The sequence below is a fragment of the Poseidonibacter parvus genome (genome assembly GCF_001956695.1).
Lineage (GTDB): Bacteria > Campylobacterota > Campylobacteria > Campylobacterales > Arcobacteraceae > Poseidonibacter > Poseidonibacter parvus.
On sequence record NZ_CP019070.1, the window covers coordinates 361,278 to 377,143 of the forward strand.

Below are 15,866 nucleotides of genomic sequence, written 5' to 3' on the forward strand. Positions count from 1 at the left end.
ATATGCAAAAAAGACTTTATAATAAAGAACCACTAAATAAACTTTTAGTGGTTAAAAAACCAATTTTTCTTTCATCAAATACTTATTTAAATAAAATAAAAAGAAAGTATAAAAATAAAAAAGCAGGGTTTAGTGGAACTTTAGACCCTTTTGCTTGTGGCTGTTTAATCGTAGCTTTTGGTCAATATTCAAAACTATTTAAATATTTATCAAAAACACCTAAAACATATAAAGCTGTAATTTGGTTAGGTGTTCAGTCCGAATCTTTAGATATTGAGAATGTAAATTCAATTGAAGATTCAAAACGTCTAGATGCTGTAACAATACAAAATGAGATAAAAAAGCTTATTGGTGAAATAGAGTATATACCACCAAAGTTTTCTGCAAAAAAGATAGATGGAAAAAGAGCTTATGATTTAGCACGTGAAGGCGTAGACTTTGAAATGAAAAAATCAATTATGAATATTGTTGATACAAATTTTATAAACTACAATCATCCTTTTATTACTTTTGAAGCAAGTGTTAGTGAAGGCTCATATATAAGATCTCTTGCTCAAATATTATGTGAAAGATTAGATGTAAAAGGAACTTTATCTTATTTAGAACGAATAAATGAAGGAAAATTTTATTACGAGAATGAAAAAGATTTAAATCCTTTAGACTATTTAGATATTCCACACAATAATTATAAAGGTACAAAAGAGTGGCTTTTTAATGGAAAAAAGATTTCAATAGATTTTTTAGAAAATAAAGAAGAAGGTAAATATTTAATTGTCTTTGATGATTTTTTTAGCATAATCGAAATTGTTGGGAATGATGTAAACTATTTATTAAATAAGGTTACTTTATGAAAAGTTTCAAATCTTATGCAAAAGTGAATATATTTTTAAAGATTGCAGATAAAAGAGATAATTATCATGAGCTCGTATCGAGATTTATACGAGTTCATAATTTGTTTGACATTATGTCATTTGTAAAAACTAATAAGAAGGCTATGTATATTATAGGTGATTTTGGATGTAAATTAGAATCCAATACTGTATATAAAGTATACAATTTGCTAAAACATTATAAAAGTGTTGAGGAATTTTTTAAAATTTATAGCGTTAAAGTAGAAAAAAATATCCCAGAATTTGCAGGTCTTGGTGGTGGAAGCTCAAATGCTGCTACGTTTTTAATAATGGTAAACGAATATTGTAATTTAAATTTATCAAAAGATGAACTTTGTGATATTGCAGTACAAGTTGGTGCTGATGTTCCTTTTTTTGTATATGAGTATGATAGTGCAAATGTAAGAGGTATTGGTGAAATTGTAGAAAAGTTTGATGAAGAAGTATTAGATGTTCAAACAATTACACCAAAAATAAAATGTGACACAGGTAAAATTTTTAATATTTTTAGAGAAAAGTTTTACAAACAAATATCAAAAGAAGAAGAAAATAGATTACTAGCTTTAAGCTCAAAAGAAATATTAAAAGAGTTTAGTATATATGAAGCAAATGATTTATATGAAGCGGCAATAACAGTAGAACCCAAACTTAAAGAATATGAAAAAGAAAATTGGTATTTTAGCGGAAGTGGAAGTTCATTTTTTAAGATAAATGAGTAAGGTTAATTATGGCAAAGAAAAAAGAAGAAAAAAAGAATCTAGTATTTAAAAACAAAAAAGCATTTCATGATTTTACAATTTTAGAAAGTATGGAAGCTGGAATTGTATTAGAAGGTAGTGAAGTAAAAGCAATGAGAGAAGGTCGTGCAAATCTAAAAGACTCTTTTGTTCGTATTATAAAAGGTGAAGTATTTTTATTTAATATGCATATTTCTCATTTAAATACAGCTCATGTAACATATAGACCTGATGAAAGACGAGAGCGTAAACTATTGTTACATAATAAAGAAATAGCTAAGCTTTTTGCTAAAGTTACTAAAGATGGTATTTCAATTGTTCCACTTAAAATGTATTTTAATGCTAGAAATAAAGTAAAAGTACAAATTGCAACAGCTGAAGGTAAAAAACTTCACGATAAAAGAGAAGATTTAAAGAAAAAAACCATGTTAAGAGAGACTCAAATAGCTATTAAAAACTGGAAATAAAGCCTATACATTTGTCTCTTTCTTTTCATAGCATTAAAGAGACAAAATATTATTATTTTTTACAAAAGAATTGTATTTAATGATTATTCCCTAAATTCAATTATTATAAATTCATTTTTTATTATAAATTTCTTCTACTTCTAATTTTTTATAGTTTTGATAATCACTATGAGTATAATATAGCCTAAATATAGCTAAATAAGACAATTATTATCTCATATAAAGAAAAACCACTTTCTTAATACATATAAGTTGAGCTTATAATTGCTTTTGTAAAATTATATTTATACTTATTCTATGATTTTATAATTGCCATTAGTATTAATTTAAACAATTTAATTATTTTTATTAAAATTTTATACTTAATTTATACTAAAATTAAGTGAAATCTTATTCATTTTCAGTTAATATTGACTCATAAGTGACGAATTGTGACTTGTATATAAAATTAGTAGGAGGAGATTGATGCAAAACGGTGCACAAATTGAGTATGATTACTCAGTTGCAAAAGCCTTTACATTTGCAACAATTTTGTTTGGTATCATAGGTATGACGATTGGTGTTGTACTTGCGTTTCAATTGGCGTTTCCTGAGTTAAATAACTTAGCTGGGGAGTATGGTACATTTAGTAGATTAAGACCTTTACACACAAATGGTGTGGCATTTGGTTTTACTTTAAGTGGTGTTTTTGCTTCATGGTATTACATTGGGCAAAGAGTATTAAAAGTTTCTTTAAAAGAATCTCCATTTTTAATGGGTGTAGCAAAATTACATTTTGCACTTTACTTTATTACAATTTTATTAGCTGTTGTTACTTTATTTATGGGTTTCACAACTTCTAAAGAGTATGCTGAATTAGAGTGGCCATTAGATATTTTAGTAGTAGTATGGTGGGTTTTATGGGGTGTTTCAATCTTTGGTCTTATTGGGATTAGAAGAGAGCGAACATTATATATCTCATTATGGTATTTCATTGCTACATTTATTGCAATTGCAATGTTATATTTATTTAACAATATGGAAGTTCCAACTGCATTAGTATCTGGTTATGGTTCATGGATGCATTCAGTTTCTATGTATGCTGGTACAAATGATGCCTTAGTACAATGGTGGTATGGACACAATGCTGTTGCATTCGTTTTCACAACTCCTATTATTGCTATGATTTATTACTTTCTTCCAAAAGAATCTGGTCAAAATGTTTATTCTTATAAACTTTCGATTTTAGCTTTCTGGGGATTAATGTTTGTTTATTTATGGGCTGGTGGACACCACTTATTATATTCAACTGTTCCTGATTGGATGCAAACAATGGGTTCTGTTATGTCTGTTGTATTAATTTTACCATCATGGGGATCTGCTATTAATATGCTTTTAACTATGAAAGGTGAGTGGCAACAGTTACAAACTAATACACTAATTAAGTTTATGGTATTAGCTTCAACATTCTATATGTTATCAACTATTGAAGGTCCTATTCAAGCGATCAAATCAGTAAATGCAATTGCGCACTTTACAGATTGGATTCCAGGTCACGTTCATGATGGTGTTTTAGGATGGGTTGTATTTATGGTAATGGCAGCATTATTCCATATGGTTCCAAGAATGTACAAAAGAGAAATTTACTCTAAGTCATTAATGGATACACAATTCTGGTTACAAACTACAGGTATCGTTTTATACTTTACTTCTATGTGGATTGCAGGTATTACTCAAGGTATGATGTGGAGAGCATATGATGAATATGGTTCTTTAGTTTATTCATTCATTGATACAGTAACTGTATTACAACCATATTATACAATTAGAGCAGTTGGTGGGTTATTGTACCTTATTGGATTCTTTATGTTCGCATTTAATATTTATAAAACTGTTAAATGTGGAAGAGTACTTGATAAAGAACCAACAAACGCTACACCTGTAGCTGCGTAAGAAAAGGAGAAAATATGTTTCATTGGTTTGAACAAAGACCGTTTTTCTTTGCGGTTCTAGTATTCGTGTTTGTTGCATTCGCAGGTATTATTGAAATAATTCCAGACTTTGCAAAACAAAGTAGACCAACTGTTGGTACAAAGCCATATTCAGTTCTTGAATTAGCAGGTAGACAAGTTTATATTAAAGATTCTTGTAATGCTTGTCACTCACAGTTAATTAGACCATTTAAATCAGAGACTGATAGATATGGTATGTATTCATTATCTGGTGAGTATGCTTATGATAGACCATTTTTATGGGGATCAAAAAGAACTGGTCCAGATTTAATGAGAGTTGGTAATTATAGAACTACTGACTGGCATGAAAATCACATGATGGATCCGGCTTCTGTAGTTCCTGGAACTGTTATGCCAGCATATCCTCACCAGTTTGAGAATATTGTTGATTTAGATACAGCATATGCAGAAGCTTATACAGTTAAAACTGTTTTTGCTACTCCATATGATCAAGATTTAGATGGTGATGGAAAAGTTGATGTTGAGTTAGGTGAATACGCTACTGCAGTTGCAAAAGCAAAAGCAGATGCAGCGTTAATCGCAGCTGATATGAAAAATAAAGCTGTAAAAGATGCTGTTGCAAATGGTCAGATTCCTGAAATAGTTGCATTAATTGCATATTTAAATTCTTTAAAATAAGAGGTTAATAATGGAATATGAAGAGTTATTGAACATACAAGGTTATGTAAAATTTTTCTTAATACTTGTAGTATTTGTAGTTTTTTACTCTTATGCTTACTCTATTTATAGTAGAGATAAGAAAGGTGAACGAGATTTTGAGAAATATTCAAACTTGGTTCATGATGATTCATCTTCCTCTACTCCTCTTGAAAAAAGAGAAGACAATATAGATAACAAGGAGAAATAGTATGAAATCTATGGTTATAGGTGGAATTATTCTTGTCATCGCATTAATGGCAGGAACTTACTTTGCAGCAGGTGATGCTTTTATCGGTGACGATTATATTAATAGTTTAACAATGTTAGGTGCTATTGCAATTATTGTAATTACAGTATTTACAGCGCTTAAATATATTAATCAAATGAAAAATGATACAGCTAGTGGTGAATTAAAAGATGAGAATTGGGATGGTATTGGTGAATATCAAAACAATGTTCCTACTGGATGGGCTTTAGCATTCATAGGTACAATTATCTGGATGTTTTGGTACTTTACAATGGGTTATCCAATTAATGGATTCTCACAAATTGGTCAATGGAATGAAGAGACATTAGAATATAATGCAAAATTTGAAAAGAAATGGGAAAACCCTTCTCTTGAAACTTTAGAAGCTATGGGTCAATCTACATACTTAGTGCAATGTGCACCTTGTCATGGTATTGATGCTGAAGGTATTGAAGGTAAAGCACATAACTTTACAAAAAGAATTTCTAAAGAGCAAGTTATTCATGTAATTAATAATGGGGCTAACAACTTAAAAACTGCATATCCTGGTGGAATGCCAGCTGGTATGGCTTTTGGACCTGATGTAGATGCAATTGCAGAATACGTAGCAGGTGGATTCAAAGGTGAACAACCAGCAGCATATGGTGTTTGTGCTGGATGTCACGGTATGGATGGTAAAGGTATGGCTTACGTTGGTCCAAACATTAGAGAATATGATGATGCATTAGTAATGGCAGTGTTAAAAGATGGTAAAAAAGGAAACATTGGTATGATGCCAAGTTTTGATGGAAGACTAAATGAAACACAAGAAAAAGCTCTTGCTGCATATTTAAGAAGTTTAGGAGAGTAAGATGGCTGGAAATACACAAATGAACGAAAACGAAAGAGGAATCTTTAAGTTAAGTGGTATTACTGGTATGTTAATAGCAACAGTTTTACTATTAGCTATTTTAGTTGGTTTAACTATTAGTGGTATTAAAGTACAACAAAATGAATCAACTAACTTTTATAAGATTAATCAAGACCTTAATGGTTTAACATCTGGAAGTTTTTCTTCTGATATGAAGCAAAACACTGCAGAAGAACAAAATAAAAATTATCAATTAATTGGTAATGGTAAGTAAGGAGTAGGATATGGATAAGATTATAGGTATTTTACTTGTTGCCTCAGCTGCATTTACTTTATATTTTAGTTTCTTTAATGATGCAAAAATATTTATTGGTTAAATGAAAAGTTTTAATAGTATAAAAATAGGAGTGATTTTTTCACTTCTATTTTTTTTATCACAAAATATATTAGCAAGCAATTTTATCTTAAGTGAAGATGGATTAATAGATCCTCGAGCGCAAGAGAAAATAAATGTTATGGGTTTAGAATCTAAAGAAAAATTAGGTGTTAATATTTACGTTTATGTAAAAAATACTTATGGTTTAGGTGATAAAGTTAAAGGTAAAGATAAAATTATCTATCTAAAAAATCATGAATCTCAAATTTTGTCAGTGTTAAAAAAACCTTATGTTTTAATGACAATGTCAATTACAGAACAACATGTAAATTTATTAGTAAGTGATTCTTTAAAAAAGATTATCGATAAAAATGATATTTTAGATGGATATGTAGTACCACTATTAGCTTCAAAAGATAAAAACACACTATATGCAAAAGTAAGTGCTGCAACTTTAAATGGTTACGCAGCAATTGCTGATACAATTGCAGATAGTAAAAACATAAAACTAGAAAGTAGTATAGGAAGTCAAGGTAAAATAGCAAGTACAATATGGAGAGTTATGATGTATACTCTTGTTGTAATTGGTTTACTTGTTTATACTTTTGTAGTTTTAAGAGAAAAGAAGAGAAAAAAATAAATGAAAAGAAACTATTGGCCACTGTTTTTTATTGGAATTTTTTTATTTACTTTCAGTTTAATTGTATGGACAGTTATGAGTGCAGTTAAAAATCCTGTTAATGAAGATGAAAGTTTTTTAAGAACATATCAAGATGTTGATACTAACTATAATGATATTATGAACTCAAATCAAATTTTTTTAAATAAATATGATTTTACACTTGTTATAAATGATGAAAAATTTGGTTTAACAACTGAAGATATTAAGTTTTCTCAAAGAGTTTTAGAAAAGCATTCAAAACATAAAAACTTACTAAAATATGATAAGCAAAATGATATTAAACTATTTGTAATAGACAAGATTACAAAAGAAAAGAAAGCTATTGATATAGTATTAAAAATTACTATGAGTTCTTCAAATAAATTTGATATTTTATTAAAAAATGAAAACTTTACTAATACTCAAAATGAATACAATACAAACTTCAAAATAATAGAAGAAAACAATTGGAACATTACAGGAACATTCAAAGTTGATGGTCTGACAGGTTCTATTTATATAAAGACTAATGCAATTTAAACAAAAGTTATTAGTCTTTCCTACTTCAAGATCAATACGATCTTATATATCATTACAAAAAGATACAAATACCTTACTTCCTTCTATTCTTACAATTGATGAATTTTTTAAAAAATGTATAGTTTTTAAAGACAAAAAATATATTGATGAAGAACAAAGATTCTTATTTTTAAAGAATTCAATTGCTAATACTAATATACAAAAGCTTGGAATTTCAGATAATTTTACTAAGTTTTTAAAACAAAGTGATTATATTTATCGGTTTTTTTTAGAACTTTCAAGTGAAAAAGTACAGATTCAAAGTATAAAAGATGCAGATACTTATGAATACTTTGCTGAACATTTATCAATTTTAGAACAAATTAGAAACAACTATTTAAGTATTTTGGATGAAAATTCATCTGTTGATAGAGTTAATATGTCGATGCATTATAAAATCAATGAAGAGTTTTTAAAACGATTTGATTGCATTGATTTAGTATTTGAAGGGTATTTTACAAAAGTTGAATTTGATATTATTAAAAGTGTTAGCTCACATGTAGATTTAAATATTAAGTTTTACTCAAATGAATATAATCAAAAATCATTAGAAGTTTTAGATATATTAGACGAAAAAATACAGTTAAATTATGAATATAATATTTCATTAAATCAAAAGAAAATACTTTTAAAATCAAAAATCAAAAGCAAAATAAACTCTTTAGAAATTAAAGGTTTTAATTCAAGAATAAATCAAATAGCTTACATAAAATCAAGTATTACAAAAGCTATCAAAAAAGGAGTTAATCCTTCTTCCATAGCATTAGTATTACCTGATGAGAGTTTTGCCTCTTGGTTACAGTTATTTGATAATGAGCAGTATTTTAACTACGCAATGGGTAGAAGCATAAAAAATTATAGACTTTATCAAGTTGGCTATGCTATTAATTCATATTTAAATGAAGATGAGATTAAACATACAAGTAATTTAGAGTATTTAAAAATTGACAAAAGTGCAATAGATAAAACAATAAAACTTCTATGGAATAAAGTTTCAACAAAAGAAAACTTTGAATTAATCACAAATTATATAAAACAAAATGAAGACAATGAAGAAATATTAGAAAAATATGATGAAATACTTTATAAACTAAATATACTTTTATTTTCAAATGAAAACAATATTTTAGTAAAAGATTTATATAAAATATTTTTACAAAAAATATCAAAAATCACACTTGATGATGTTAACTCAGGGAAAATTACAGTTTTAGGATTACTTGAAACTAGGGCAGTTTCTTTTGATACTATTATTATTTGTGATTTTAATGAAAACTTTATTCCAAAACGTTCAATAAAAGATAAGTTTTTATCAACAAAAATAAAAAGCATGGCAAATCTTCCAACTGCATTTGATAGAGAATCTTTACAAAAATACTACTACAAAAGATTAATTGACTCATCTTCAAATGTATATATTTCTTATGTGAATTCTGATACAAATCAGATTTCAAGATTTGCAAATGAATTATTTCCAAATGATATTTCGCATGATAGAAGTGATAACTTATACAAGCATATTTTATACAATAATCATAATATTACTCACTTTGAAGAACAGATTATTCAAAAAATTGATTTAAGTAAATTTGAATGGTCTGCAACTTCACTTAAAAACTTTTTAGAGTGTAAAAGAAGATTTTATTTACAATATATTCTAAAAATACATGAACATACAATTTCTCTAAAACCAAAGGCTTTTGAGTTAGGAAATATTGTGCATTCTATTTTAGAAAAGTATTATAAAGAGCACACTTTTGATTCATCTTATAAAATGATTGAAAATCTATTTTTTGAATATAGATCTTCAAATCCATTTTTAGCTTTAGACTTAGAAATATGGAAAAAGAAACTTCATGATTTTTATTTATATGATAAACAAAGATTAGAAAATAGAAAAGTCATAGTACTTGAAAAGAATTTTAATATCACTTTTGATGATATAAAAATAAAAGGTGTAATAGATAGAGTTGATTTATACGAAGACAAATATGAAGTAATAGATTATAAAACTTCAAGTTCATTAAAAGTAGATACTTTAAAAAACTATGAAAAATCAAATGATTTTCAATTAGAGTTTTATTATCTTGCAATGAGTGAATTATATAAAACTGATAAAATAGAAGCTTATTATTATGATTTAGCAAATACAAAATTAGTTGAAGAAGTAGCTTTAGATAAAAAATTAGAAGTATTAACTAAAAAATTTGAAGAGATAAAAACATTATCAAAAGCTGATATTGATTTTGCTAAATGTGAAGAAAAAACTACTTGTACTTATTGTCCATACAAGATTATATGTAATAGATAAAACTTTAGTTTTATCTATTTAGCTGTTGCTATTAAAACGTCTTCTATTACTTTTGTAATATCTCCATCTAAAATAGCGTCTACATTTGAGTATCCGATATTTGAACGTGTATCTTTTACTTGTTGGTATGGTTGCATTACATATGACCTAATTTGATGTCCCCAACCAATTTCTGATTTTTCAACGCCATCTTTTGCTGCTTGTTGTTTTTCTAATTCGTATTCATAAAGACGTGATTTTAACATTTTTAAAGCACTTGCTTTATTTTTATGTTGCGATCTATCATTTTGACATTGAACTACTATATTTGTTTCTATATGAGTTATTCGTATTGCTGATTCTGTTTTATTAACATGTTGACCACCAGCTCCACTTGCTCTGTATGTATCAATTCTAATATCTTTATCTTCTATTTCAATATCAATATTATCATCAACTTCAGGACTTACCAATACTGATGCAAAAGAGGTATGTCTTTTTGCATTTGAATCAAAAGGAGAAATACGTACAAGTCTGTGAATACCATTTTCAGCTTTTAAATATCCATAAGCATTTTCACCTTTTATAATAAATGACACATCTTTAATACCAGCTTCTTCACCTGGTTGGTAATCAAGAGGTTCTATTTTAAAGTTTTGACGCTCAGCCCATCTTAAATACATTCTATAAAGCATTGCAGCCCAGTCTTGTGATTCTGTTCCACCTGCTCCTGGATGTATTGTAACAATTGCATTTGAAACATCATCAGGATTGCTAAGCATTACAGATATTTCTGTTGATTTGATTAACTCATCTAATTCATTTGCTTCATCATAAAGCATTGCAAATGTATCTTCATCATTTTCTTCTTGTGCTAATTCATAAAGCTCATTTGTTCCAGTTAGGGCTTCATTTGCTTTATTAAACTTACTTAGTTTTGATAAAAGTCTATTCTTTTCAATACCAATTTTTGTAGCATTTTCTACATCATTCCAAAAGTCTTGGTCTGCTTCTAGCTTTATAATTTCTTCAACTCTTGCATTTAAAGTATCTGGTTTTAAGATACTTTTGATGTTATCTAGCTTCGTATTAAGAAGTTTTAAAATTTGCGAATATTCGTATGCGTCCACTTATGTTATTCCTGATATTTTATTTGATTACTATTTATTAACTGAATCTAAATAATCTTTGATTTTTGCTAATTGTGCATTAGTTGTATTTGATGCTATTGGTCTCATAAGTATACTATAACCATATCCATAATCACTACGATTTGTATATTGGCTAATTGCATGTTCCATATCTCCTAAAGCCATATCTTTTAAAGCCATTCCAACATTATATGCAACTTTCTCACCTTTTTCTCCATGACATGATTGACATTTATTAGTATAAATTTCTTTTCCTGCAATTTTATTTTCTAAAACTCTTTTTATTTCTTTTTCTTTTGCTTCTTGAACTTTTTTGGCTTCCATTCTTTTTAGAATTCTTTCTTCAAGTTGCGCATCGCTTACGTTTGTATTTGTGTTTACTTGAGCAAAATTTGATTGTGATTGATTTTTTTTGAAGATATATATAAAATCATATCCTCCATCTTTTGTAGTGATTTTAATATCGTCTACTTTCCAGCCATTTGCTTTCATGTTATTTACTGTTTGTGAGCTTTTACACTCTCCACCATCAAGTGCTGTGTTTTCGATAGTTGTCATTGAGTTGTGATTTTCTTTAAAACACATAGTTGTTTGTGAGTAAGCTAGTGTGCTTGCTAGTAGTGTAAATGTAATTGAGCTAAGAATTTTCATTTTTATCCTTTTAAATTAAAGGATTAGTCTACCATAAAGTCTCTTGAGATATTTTTAAGATAAAAAAAAAGCTAGAAGAGAAATCTTCTAGCTTTTTGTAAGTTTAGTAAAAAACAGTCTAAGAATTAGAATGAATATTTAACTTCAACTCTACCTCTTTGACCATCAGCAGAATTATTTACACCATTTGAATCAAATTCAGCATATCTAACATAAGTATTTAAGTTTTTAGATACTTTGTAAGAAATTTGTCCTAATGCTTCGTAAACTTCTTTACCAGCTAATGAACCAACTTCACCTTCTACATAAGCTGCTCTTAAAGATAATTTTGGAGTTACTGCAACAGAAGCATCAACACCATATATTTCCATGTCAGATTTGAAAGATGTTCCTAAATTCCATAATAAATACTCAGCAGGTGCTTCTAAACCAGCAGTACTTACTTGAGAATCAATAGAACCAGAACCATTATCACCAGTTTTAGCATAAATTAATTTACCAGAAACAATTCCAACATTTCCAGCAACATATGCTTTTAATGTAGATCTGTCATCTCTAAATGCTGCTCCAATACCTGTAGCTGCATCTAATTCAGATTCAGTATATTCAACTCCAACTTTTACCATATCAAAGTTAGCATCAGCTTTTAAGTTGTAAGTATCAACAGTATCTGCTACAGTTGCATATTGACCTAATAATGAAACAGGACCTACGTTACCCATAGCAATTGCAGATAAAACTGAATTAGAATTGTCTAATCTAGTTGAATCTACATTATGGTCAGCAAATGCTGCAGCACCAATAGTTGCAGAACCTAAGTTATATAATGCAACGATACCGTCACCTTGGTTACCATCAGTAATTCTTCCTGGAATATTTTGTTGACCAGCGTTAACTGTTAATGCTCCAGCGTTGTAAGAGAAGTAGTAATCTTCAATTTCAACATCAGCTTTAGTATTTGCATCATCAGCATCATCATTAGCATTATCAATCTTGAATACAGCAGTTACATTTTCAGTAACAGGTACTTTAACACCAACTTCAATTTCAACATCTGAACCAGTTTCATTGTTATCTGCTGTTGGAAGTGTAGCAGTGCTTTCTCCATCAACTTTTTTCTCTTGGAATCTAAATCTAAATTGTCCAGAAACATCAACACCTTTGATTGCTTCTTCTAATGATGCAGCGTTAACATTTGTTAATCCTGCAACTGCTACTGCAGCTACTAAACTTAATTTTGCGATTTTTTTCATGTATTCTCCTAAATTTTCGAAATATATATTTCAGTCTGTCGGAGCGCGCGAACTCATTCAAAATGATTTATTTGAACCTTTTCCGACATCCCGTTATGTGCATTCTACACCACTAAATTTTAAAGTTTTCTTAAAATGCATGATTTTTATGTTAATTAAGGGTTAATTTAAGCTAGGGTTTAGTTAATAGTTTATTAATAGGATATAGGATAAAAATTGTATTATTTTAGTTTGATACTGAAACAATACAGTTTTTTAGGATGTTTGGTTTAGATATGCTAATAATTAGATTATTTATTTTATACAGTTTGTATAGTTTGGCTTCTAGGAAGATTATTGCATCTTCTATTAGTAAAAATTTTCTTTTTTTCATTTGTTTTTCAACAAAAGCTGAGATTTCACTGTAATCTATAAAAAAATCTTCTTTAAATTCATATTCAAATGATAGGTTTACTATAACTTTTTGCTTTTTTACTCGCTCGAAATCTAGTATTCCTATTATACATTTAAAAGATAAGTCGTTGATTTCTACTTTCATACGACTTTTTTCTCCTCCCCTTTAATTACTCTAATAATATTAGGAATATGTTTGTAGTATATAATGAATGCAATAATATACATAGGAATATTAGAACCTACATTTAATCCATCATTTAAAAAACTAGCAACTACAATTACAGCAGTAAGTCCTAGAAGTGAAGATAATGAAGATATTTTAAGTACTTTTGCACAAATAATCCAAACAACAGCACCTATTATTGTAGGAATAGGAATAAGTGCAATATAAACACCAAGTCCCGTAGCAACTCCTTTTCCACCTTCAAGTCCTAAGTATATTGAGTAACAATGTCCTAGAACTGATAAAACAGCAATACCCCAAAGTGTAGAATCACTAGCACCCATACTCATAGCTAGAAGTAAAACAAGTGTACCTTTTAAAGCATCTAGTATAACAGTAGCAGCTCCTAGTTTTTTTGCTAAGCTTGGATTTGTCTCTTTTACAACTCTTAAAACATTTGTTGCTCCAATTGAACCACTTCCAGCAGCTTTAACATCAACACCTGCAAAAAACTTTGCTAGTATTAGCCCAAAAGGAATAGAACCTATTAAATAAGCACTTATGTAAAATAAAATATTTTGGTTTGTAAAGAAATCCATTTATTACCTTTTTATATTAATTAAATGGATTATAACAAACATTTTGTTATATTATCATTTATAAAAACATTTGTAATAAGGTTTATTTTGAATTTAAAAGAAGAGATTATAAAATTAAAAAATGAATTAGATGTAACATTAGTAGCTCACTTTTATCAAAGAGATGAAGTTTTTGAGTTAGCTGATATTACGGGTGATTCATTAGAACTTGCTAAAAAAGCAAAAGCTACTACTTCAAAGTATATTGTATTTTGTGGTGTTGGGTTTATGGGTGAAAGTGTTAAAGTAATGAGTCCTGAAAAAACTGTTCTTATGCCAAAAATTGCATGTTGTGCAATGGCTAGAATGATTGATGAGGGTTATTATGAAGAAAATTTGGTAAAAATAAATGAAGCAGGAATTGCTAATGAAGATATTTTACCAATTACTTATATAAACTCAAGTGCAGCAGTTAAAGCTAGAGTAGGAAAAATGGGTGGAATGGTTTGTACTTCATCAAATGCTTATAAAATTATAGAAAAAGGCTTAGAATCTGGGAAGAAAATCTTTTTTGTTCCTGATAGATGTTTAGGTCAAAACTTTGCTAAATCATTAAATCTAAAATCTGCAATAGTTGGAGATGGAAGTGATTTAAAAGAAGCTGATATTATATGTTATAACGGTTTTTGTTCTGTTCATCAACAATTTACTGTAGAAGATATTGAATTTTACAGAGAAAAATATCCTGATATTTTAATAGCAGTTCATCCTGAATGTGATCCAAAAGTTTGTGATGCTTCTGATTTTGTAGGTTCTACTTCACAATTAATAAAATATATTAAAGAGTTACCTGTTGAACAAAAAGTTGCAGTTGGAACTGAGTTTAATATGGTAAATAGATTAAGAAGTAAAAATACTTATATTTTAAGCTCAACTAAACCTGAGTGTCCAACGATGAATGAAACAACACTTCAAGATGTTTACAATACTTTAAAATCAATCAAAGATGAGAACATTATGAAAGAAACAGAAATTTCTGTATCAGAAGAAAATATAAAATACGCAAGACTTGCACTTGAAAGGATGTTTGAAATATGATTAATATAAAGAAGTTTGTAAAAAATGCCATTATTGAAGATAATGGAAGAGGAGATTTATTCTTCGATGTTGCTCCAAAAGGTAGATTTACAGCACGAGCTATTTCAAAATCTGATGGAATTATTGCAGGAATTCAATATGCAAAAGTATTAGCAAGAACAGAAAAGTTTGATTGTAAGTTTTTGAAAAAAGATGGTGATACAATTAAAGCTGGTGAAACAATAGCTGAACTTGAAGGTAAAGCTTCTATTCTTTTATCATCTGAAAGAACTTTTTTAAATATGCTTCAACATGCATCAGGAATTGCTACTATGGCAAACCAATATGCAAAACTAATGGAAGGTACTGGTGTTGTTTTACTTGATACTAGAAAAACAAGACCACAACTTAGAGATTTTGAGAAATATGCATCAAGAGTTGGTGGTGCAATTAACCACAGACTTGGACTTGATGATTGTTTAATGTTAAAAGATACTCACTTAAGAACAATTGATAACTTAAAAGAGTTTGTAAAAAAAGCAAGAAAAAGAATCTCTTGGGTTACAAAAATAGAGATTGAGTGTGAAACTTTTGAGCAAGTTCAAGAAGCTATGGATGCAGGTGCTGATATTATTATGTGTGATAATATGACACCTGAGCAAATAAAAGATGTTGTTAAATTCAGAGATGAAACTTATCCACATATTTTACTTGAAGCTAGTGGAAATATTGACCTTAATACAATAAGAGGATATGCACTTTCAGGTGTTGATGCTATTAGTAGTGGTAGTATAATTCATCAAGCTACATGGCTTGATTTTTCAATGAAGTTTGACTAATCATTAACTT

18 protein-coding genes are annotated in these 15,866 nt (G+C 28.4%); 13 read left to right on the forward strand and 5 right to left on the reverse strand.

Annotated features, from left to right (window positions below; genetic code table 11):
- Positions 1–2: 2 nt before the first annotated feature.
- The 11 genes from truB (at position 3) to LPB137_RS01845 (ending at position 9,769) form a co-directional block, all read left to right on the forward strand.
- The gene (gene truB, locus LPB137_RS01795) at positions 3–851 is read left to right on the forward strand and encodes a tRNA pseudouridine(55) synthase TruB (protein WP_076083585.1); all 849 of its coding nucleotides are present in this window, start codon (positions 3–5) and stop codon (positions 849–851) included.
- Positions 848–1,609, forward strand: a complete 762-nt coding sequence (locus LPB137_RS01800; RefSeq protein WP_076083588.1) for a 4-(cytidine 5'-diphospho)-2-C-methyl-D-erythritol kinase — start codon at positions 848–850, stop codon at positions 1,607–1,609. Before truB ends, LPB137_RS01800 begins: the two co-directional genes overlap by 4 nt.
- Before the next feature lie 8 nt (positions 1,610–1,617).
- Entirely contained in the window at positions 1,618–2,094 is a 477-nt protein-coding gene (gene smpB / locus LPB137_RS01805) for an SsrA-binding protein SmpB (RefSeq protein ID WP_076083591.1), read from the forward strand.
- A gap of 465 nt (positions 2,095–2,559) precedes the next feature.
- Positions 2,560–4,026: a cytochrome-c oxidase, cbb3-type subunit I gene (gene ccoN, locus LPB137_RS01810; RefSeq protein ID WP_076083594.1), complete on the forward strand. Its 1,467-nt coding sequence runs from the start codon at positions 2,560–2,562 to the stop codon at positions 4,024–4,026.
- Between the two features lie 14 nt (positions 4,027–4,040).
- A complete protein-coding gene (gene ccoO, locus LPB137_RS01815) occupies positions 4,041–4,724 on the forward strand; it encodes a cytochrome-c oxidase, cbb3-type subunit II (RefSeq protein ID WP_076083597.1) in 684 nt (227 codons plus the stop codon).
- 10 nt (positions 4,725–4,734) lie between these two features.
- Positions 4,735–4,953 carry a CcoQ/FixQ family Cbb3-type cytochrome c oxidase assembly chaperone gene (locus tag LPB137_RS01820; RefSeq protein ID WP_076083601.1) on the forward strand — a complete coding sequence of 73 codons (219 nt, stop codon included), beginning with the start codon at positions 4,735–4,737 and terminating at the stop codon, positions 4,951–4,953.
- Position 4,954: 1 nt separating this feature from the next.
- Positions 4,955–5,842, forward strand: coding sequence for a cbb3-type cytochrome c oxidase N-terminal domain-containing protein (locus tag LPB137_RS01825; protein ID WP_076083604.1), 888 nt, complete (start codon positions 4,955–4,957; stop codon positions 5,840–5,842).
- Between the two features lies 1 nt (position 5,843).
- Positions 5,844–6,116, forward strand: a complete 273-nt coding sequence (locus LPB137_RS01830) for a DUF4006 family protein (protein WP_076083607.1) — start codon at positions 5,844–5,846, stop codon at positions 6,114–6,116.
- A 103-nt stretch (positions 6,117–6,219) separates the two neighbouring features.
- Positions 6,220–6,858, forward strand: coding sequence for a hypothetical protein (locus LPB137_RS01835; RefSeq protein WP_076083610.1), 639 nt, complete (start codon positions 6,220–6,222; stop codon positions 6,856–6,858).
- 75 nt (positions 6,859–6,933) lie between these two features.
- Positions 6,934–7,419: a hypothetical protein gene (locus LPB137_RS01840; protein ID WP_172802459.1), complete on the forward strand. Its 486-nt coding sequence runs from the start codon at positions 6,934–6,936 to the stop codon at positions 7,417–7,419.
- Positions 7,409–9,769, forward strand: coding sequence for a PD-(D/E)XK nuclease family protein (locus LPB137_RS01845; protein ID WP_076083616.1), 2,361 nt, complete (start codon positions 7,409–7,411; stop codon positions 9,767–9,769). Before LPB137_RS01840 ends, LPB137_RS01845 begins: the two co-directional genes overlap by 11 nt.
- A 14-nt stretch (positions 9,770–9,783) precedes the next feature.
- Here LPB137_RS01845 and prfB read toward each other — a convergent pair whose 3' ends face one another.
- The 5 genes from prfB to plsY form a co-directional block, all read right to left on the reverse strand.
- Positions 9,784–10,878, reverse strand: coding sequence for a peptide chain release factor 2 (prfB, locus tag LPB137_RS01850; protein ID WP_076083619.1), 1,095 nt, complete (start codon positions 10,876–10,878; stop codon positions 9,784–9,786).
- Positions 10,879–10,908: 30 nt separating this feature from the next.
- The gene (locus LPB137_RS01855) at positions 10,909–11,550 is read right to left on the reverse strand and encodes a c-type cytochrome (RefSeq protein ID WP_076083622.1); all 642 of its coding nucleotides are present in this window, start codon (positions 11,548–11,550) and stop codon (positions 10,909–10,911) included.
- Positions 11,551–11,675: 125 nt separating this feature from the next.
- Positions 11,676–12,803, reverse strand: a complete 1,128-nt coding sequence (locus LPB137_RS01860) for a major outer membrane protein (RefSeq protein ID WP_076083625.1) — start codon at positions 12,801–12,803, stop codon at positions 11,676–11,678.
- 226 nt (positions 12,804–13,029) lie between these two features.
- Entirely contained in the window at positions 13,030–13,341 is a 312-nt protein-coding gene (locus tag LPB137_RS01865) for a dihydroneopterin aldolase (protein WP_076083627.1), read from the reverse strand.
- On the reverse strand, positions 13,338–13,961 hold the full coding sequence (plsY, locus tag LPB137_RS01870; RefSeq protein ID WP_076083630.1) for a glycerol-3-phosphate 1-O-acyltransferase PlsY: 624 nt from the start codon (positions 13,959–13,961) through the stop codon (positions 13,338–13,340). Before plsY ends, LPB137_RS01865 begins: the two co-directional genes overlap by 4 nt.
- An 87-nt stretch (positions 13,962–14,048) precedes the next feature.
- On the opposite strand from plsY, the gene nadA reads away from it, so the two are divergent.
- A complete protein-coding gene (nadA, locus tag LPB137_RS01875; protein WP_083657063.1) occupies positions 14,049–15,038 on the forward strand; it encodes a quinolinate synthase NadA in 990 nt (329 codons plus the stop codon).
- Positions 15,035–15,856, forward strand: a complete 822-nt coding sequence (nadC, locus tag LPB137_RS01880) for a carboxylating nicotinate-nucleotide diphosphorylase (RefSeq protein WP_076083633.1) — start codon at positions 15,035–15,037, stop codon at positions 15,854–15,856. Before nadA ends, nadC begins: the two co-directional genes overlap by 4 nt.
- Positions 15,857–15,866 lie beyond the last annotated feature (10 nt).

What these genes read in the sequence shown, in the direction of transcription:
- LPB137_RS01835 (WP_076083610.1), top strand. Translation starts at nt 6,220, where the DNA reads ATGAAAAGTTTTAATAGTATAAAAATAGGAGTGATTTTTTCACTTCTA.
- ccoN (WP_076083594.1), top strand. Translation starts at nt 2,560, where the DNA reads ATGCAAAACGGTGCACAAATTGAGTATGATTACTCAGTTGCAAAAGCC.
- LPB137_RS01830 (WP_076083607.1), top strand. Translation starts at nt 5,844, where the DNA reads ATGGCTGGAAATACACAAATGAACGAAAACGAAAGAGGAATCTTTAAG.
- LPB137_RS01865 (WP_076083627.1), bottom strand. Translation starts at nt 13,341, where the DNA reads ATGAAAGTAGAAATCAACGACTTATCTTTTAAATGTATAATAGGAATA.
- nadC (WP_076083633.1), top strand. Translation starts at nt 15,035, where the DNA reads ATGATTAATATAAAGAAGTTTGTAAAAAATGCCATTATTGAAGATAAT.
- LPB137_RS01825 (WP_076083604.1), top strand. Translation starts at nt 4,955, where the DNA reads ATGAAATCTATGGTTATAGGTGGAATTATTCTTGTCATCGCATTAATG.
- LPB137_RS01860 (WP_076083625.1), bottom strand. Translation starts at nt 12,803, where the DNA reads ATGAAAAAAATCGCAAAATTAAGTTTAGTAGCTGCAGTAGCAGTTGCA.
- LPB137_RS01855 (WP_076083622.1), bottom strand. Translation starts at nt 11,550, where the DNA reads ATGAAAATTCTTAGCTCAATTACATTTACACTACTAGCAAGCACACTA.
- smpB (WP_076083591.1), top strand. Translation starts at nt 1,618, where the DNA reads ATGGCAAAGAAAAAAGAAGAAAAAAAGAATCTAGTATTTAAAAACAAA.
- LPB137_RS01800 (WP_076083588.1), top strand. Translation starts at nt 848, where the DNA reads ATGAAAAGTTTCAAATCTTATGCAAAAGTGAATATATTTTTAAAGATT.
- LPB137_RS01845 (WP_076083616.1), top strand. Translation starts at nt 7,409, where the DNA reads ATGCAATTTAAACAAAAGTTATTAGTCTTTCCTACTTCAAGATCAATA.
- LPB137_RS01840 (WP_172802459.1), top strand. Translation starts at nt 6,934, where the DNA reads ATGAGTGCAGTTAAAAATCCTGTTAATGAAGATGAAAGTTTTTTAAGA.
- LPB137_RS01820 (WP_076083601.1), top strand. Translation starts at nt 4,735, where the DNA reads ATGGAATATGAAGAGTTATTGAACATACAAGGTTATGTAAAATTTTTC.
- truB (WP_076083585.1), top strand. Translation starts at nt 3, where the DNA reads ATGCAAAAAAGACTTTATAATAAAGAACCACTAAATAAACTTTTAGTG.
- plsY (WP_076083630.1), bottom strand. Translation starts at nt 13,961, where the DNA reads ATGGATTTCTTTACAAACCAAAATATTTTATTTTACATAAGTGCTTAT.
- ccoO (WP_076083597.1), top strand. Translation starts at nt 4,041, where the DNA reads ATGTTTCATTGGTTTGAACAAAGACCGTTTTTCTTTGCGGTTCTAGTA.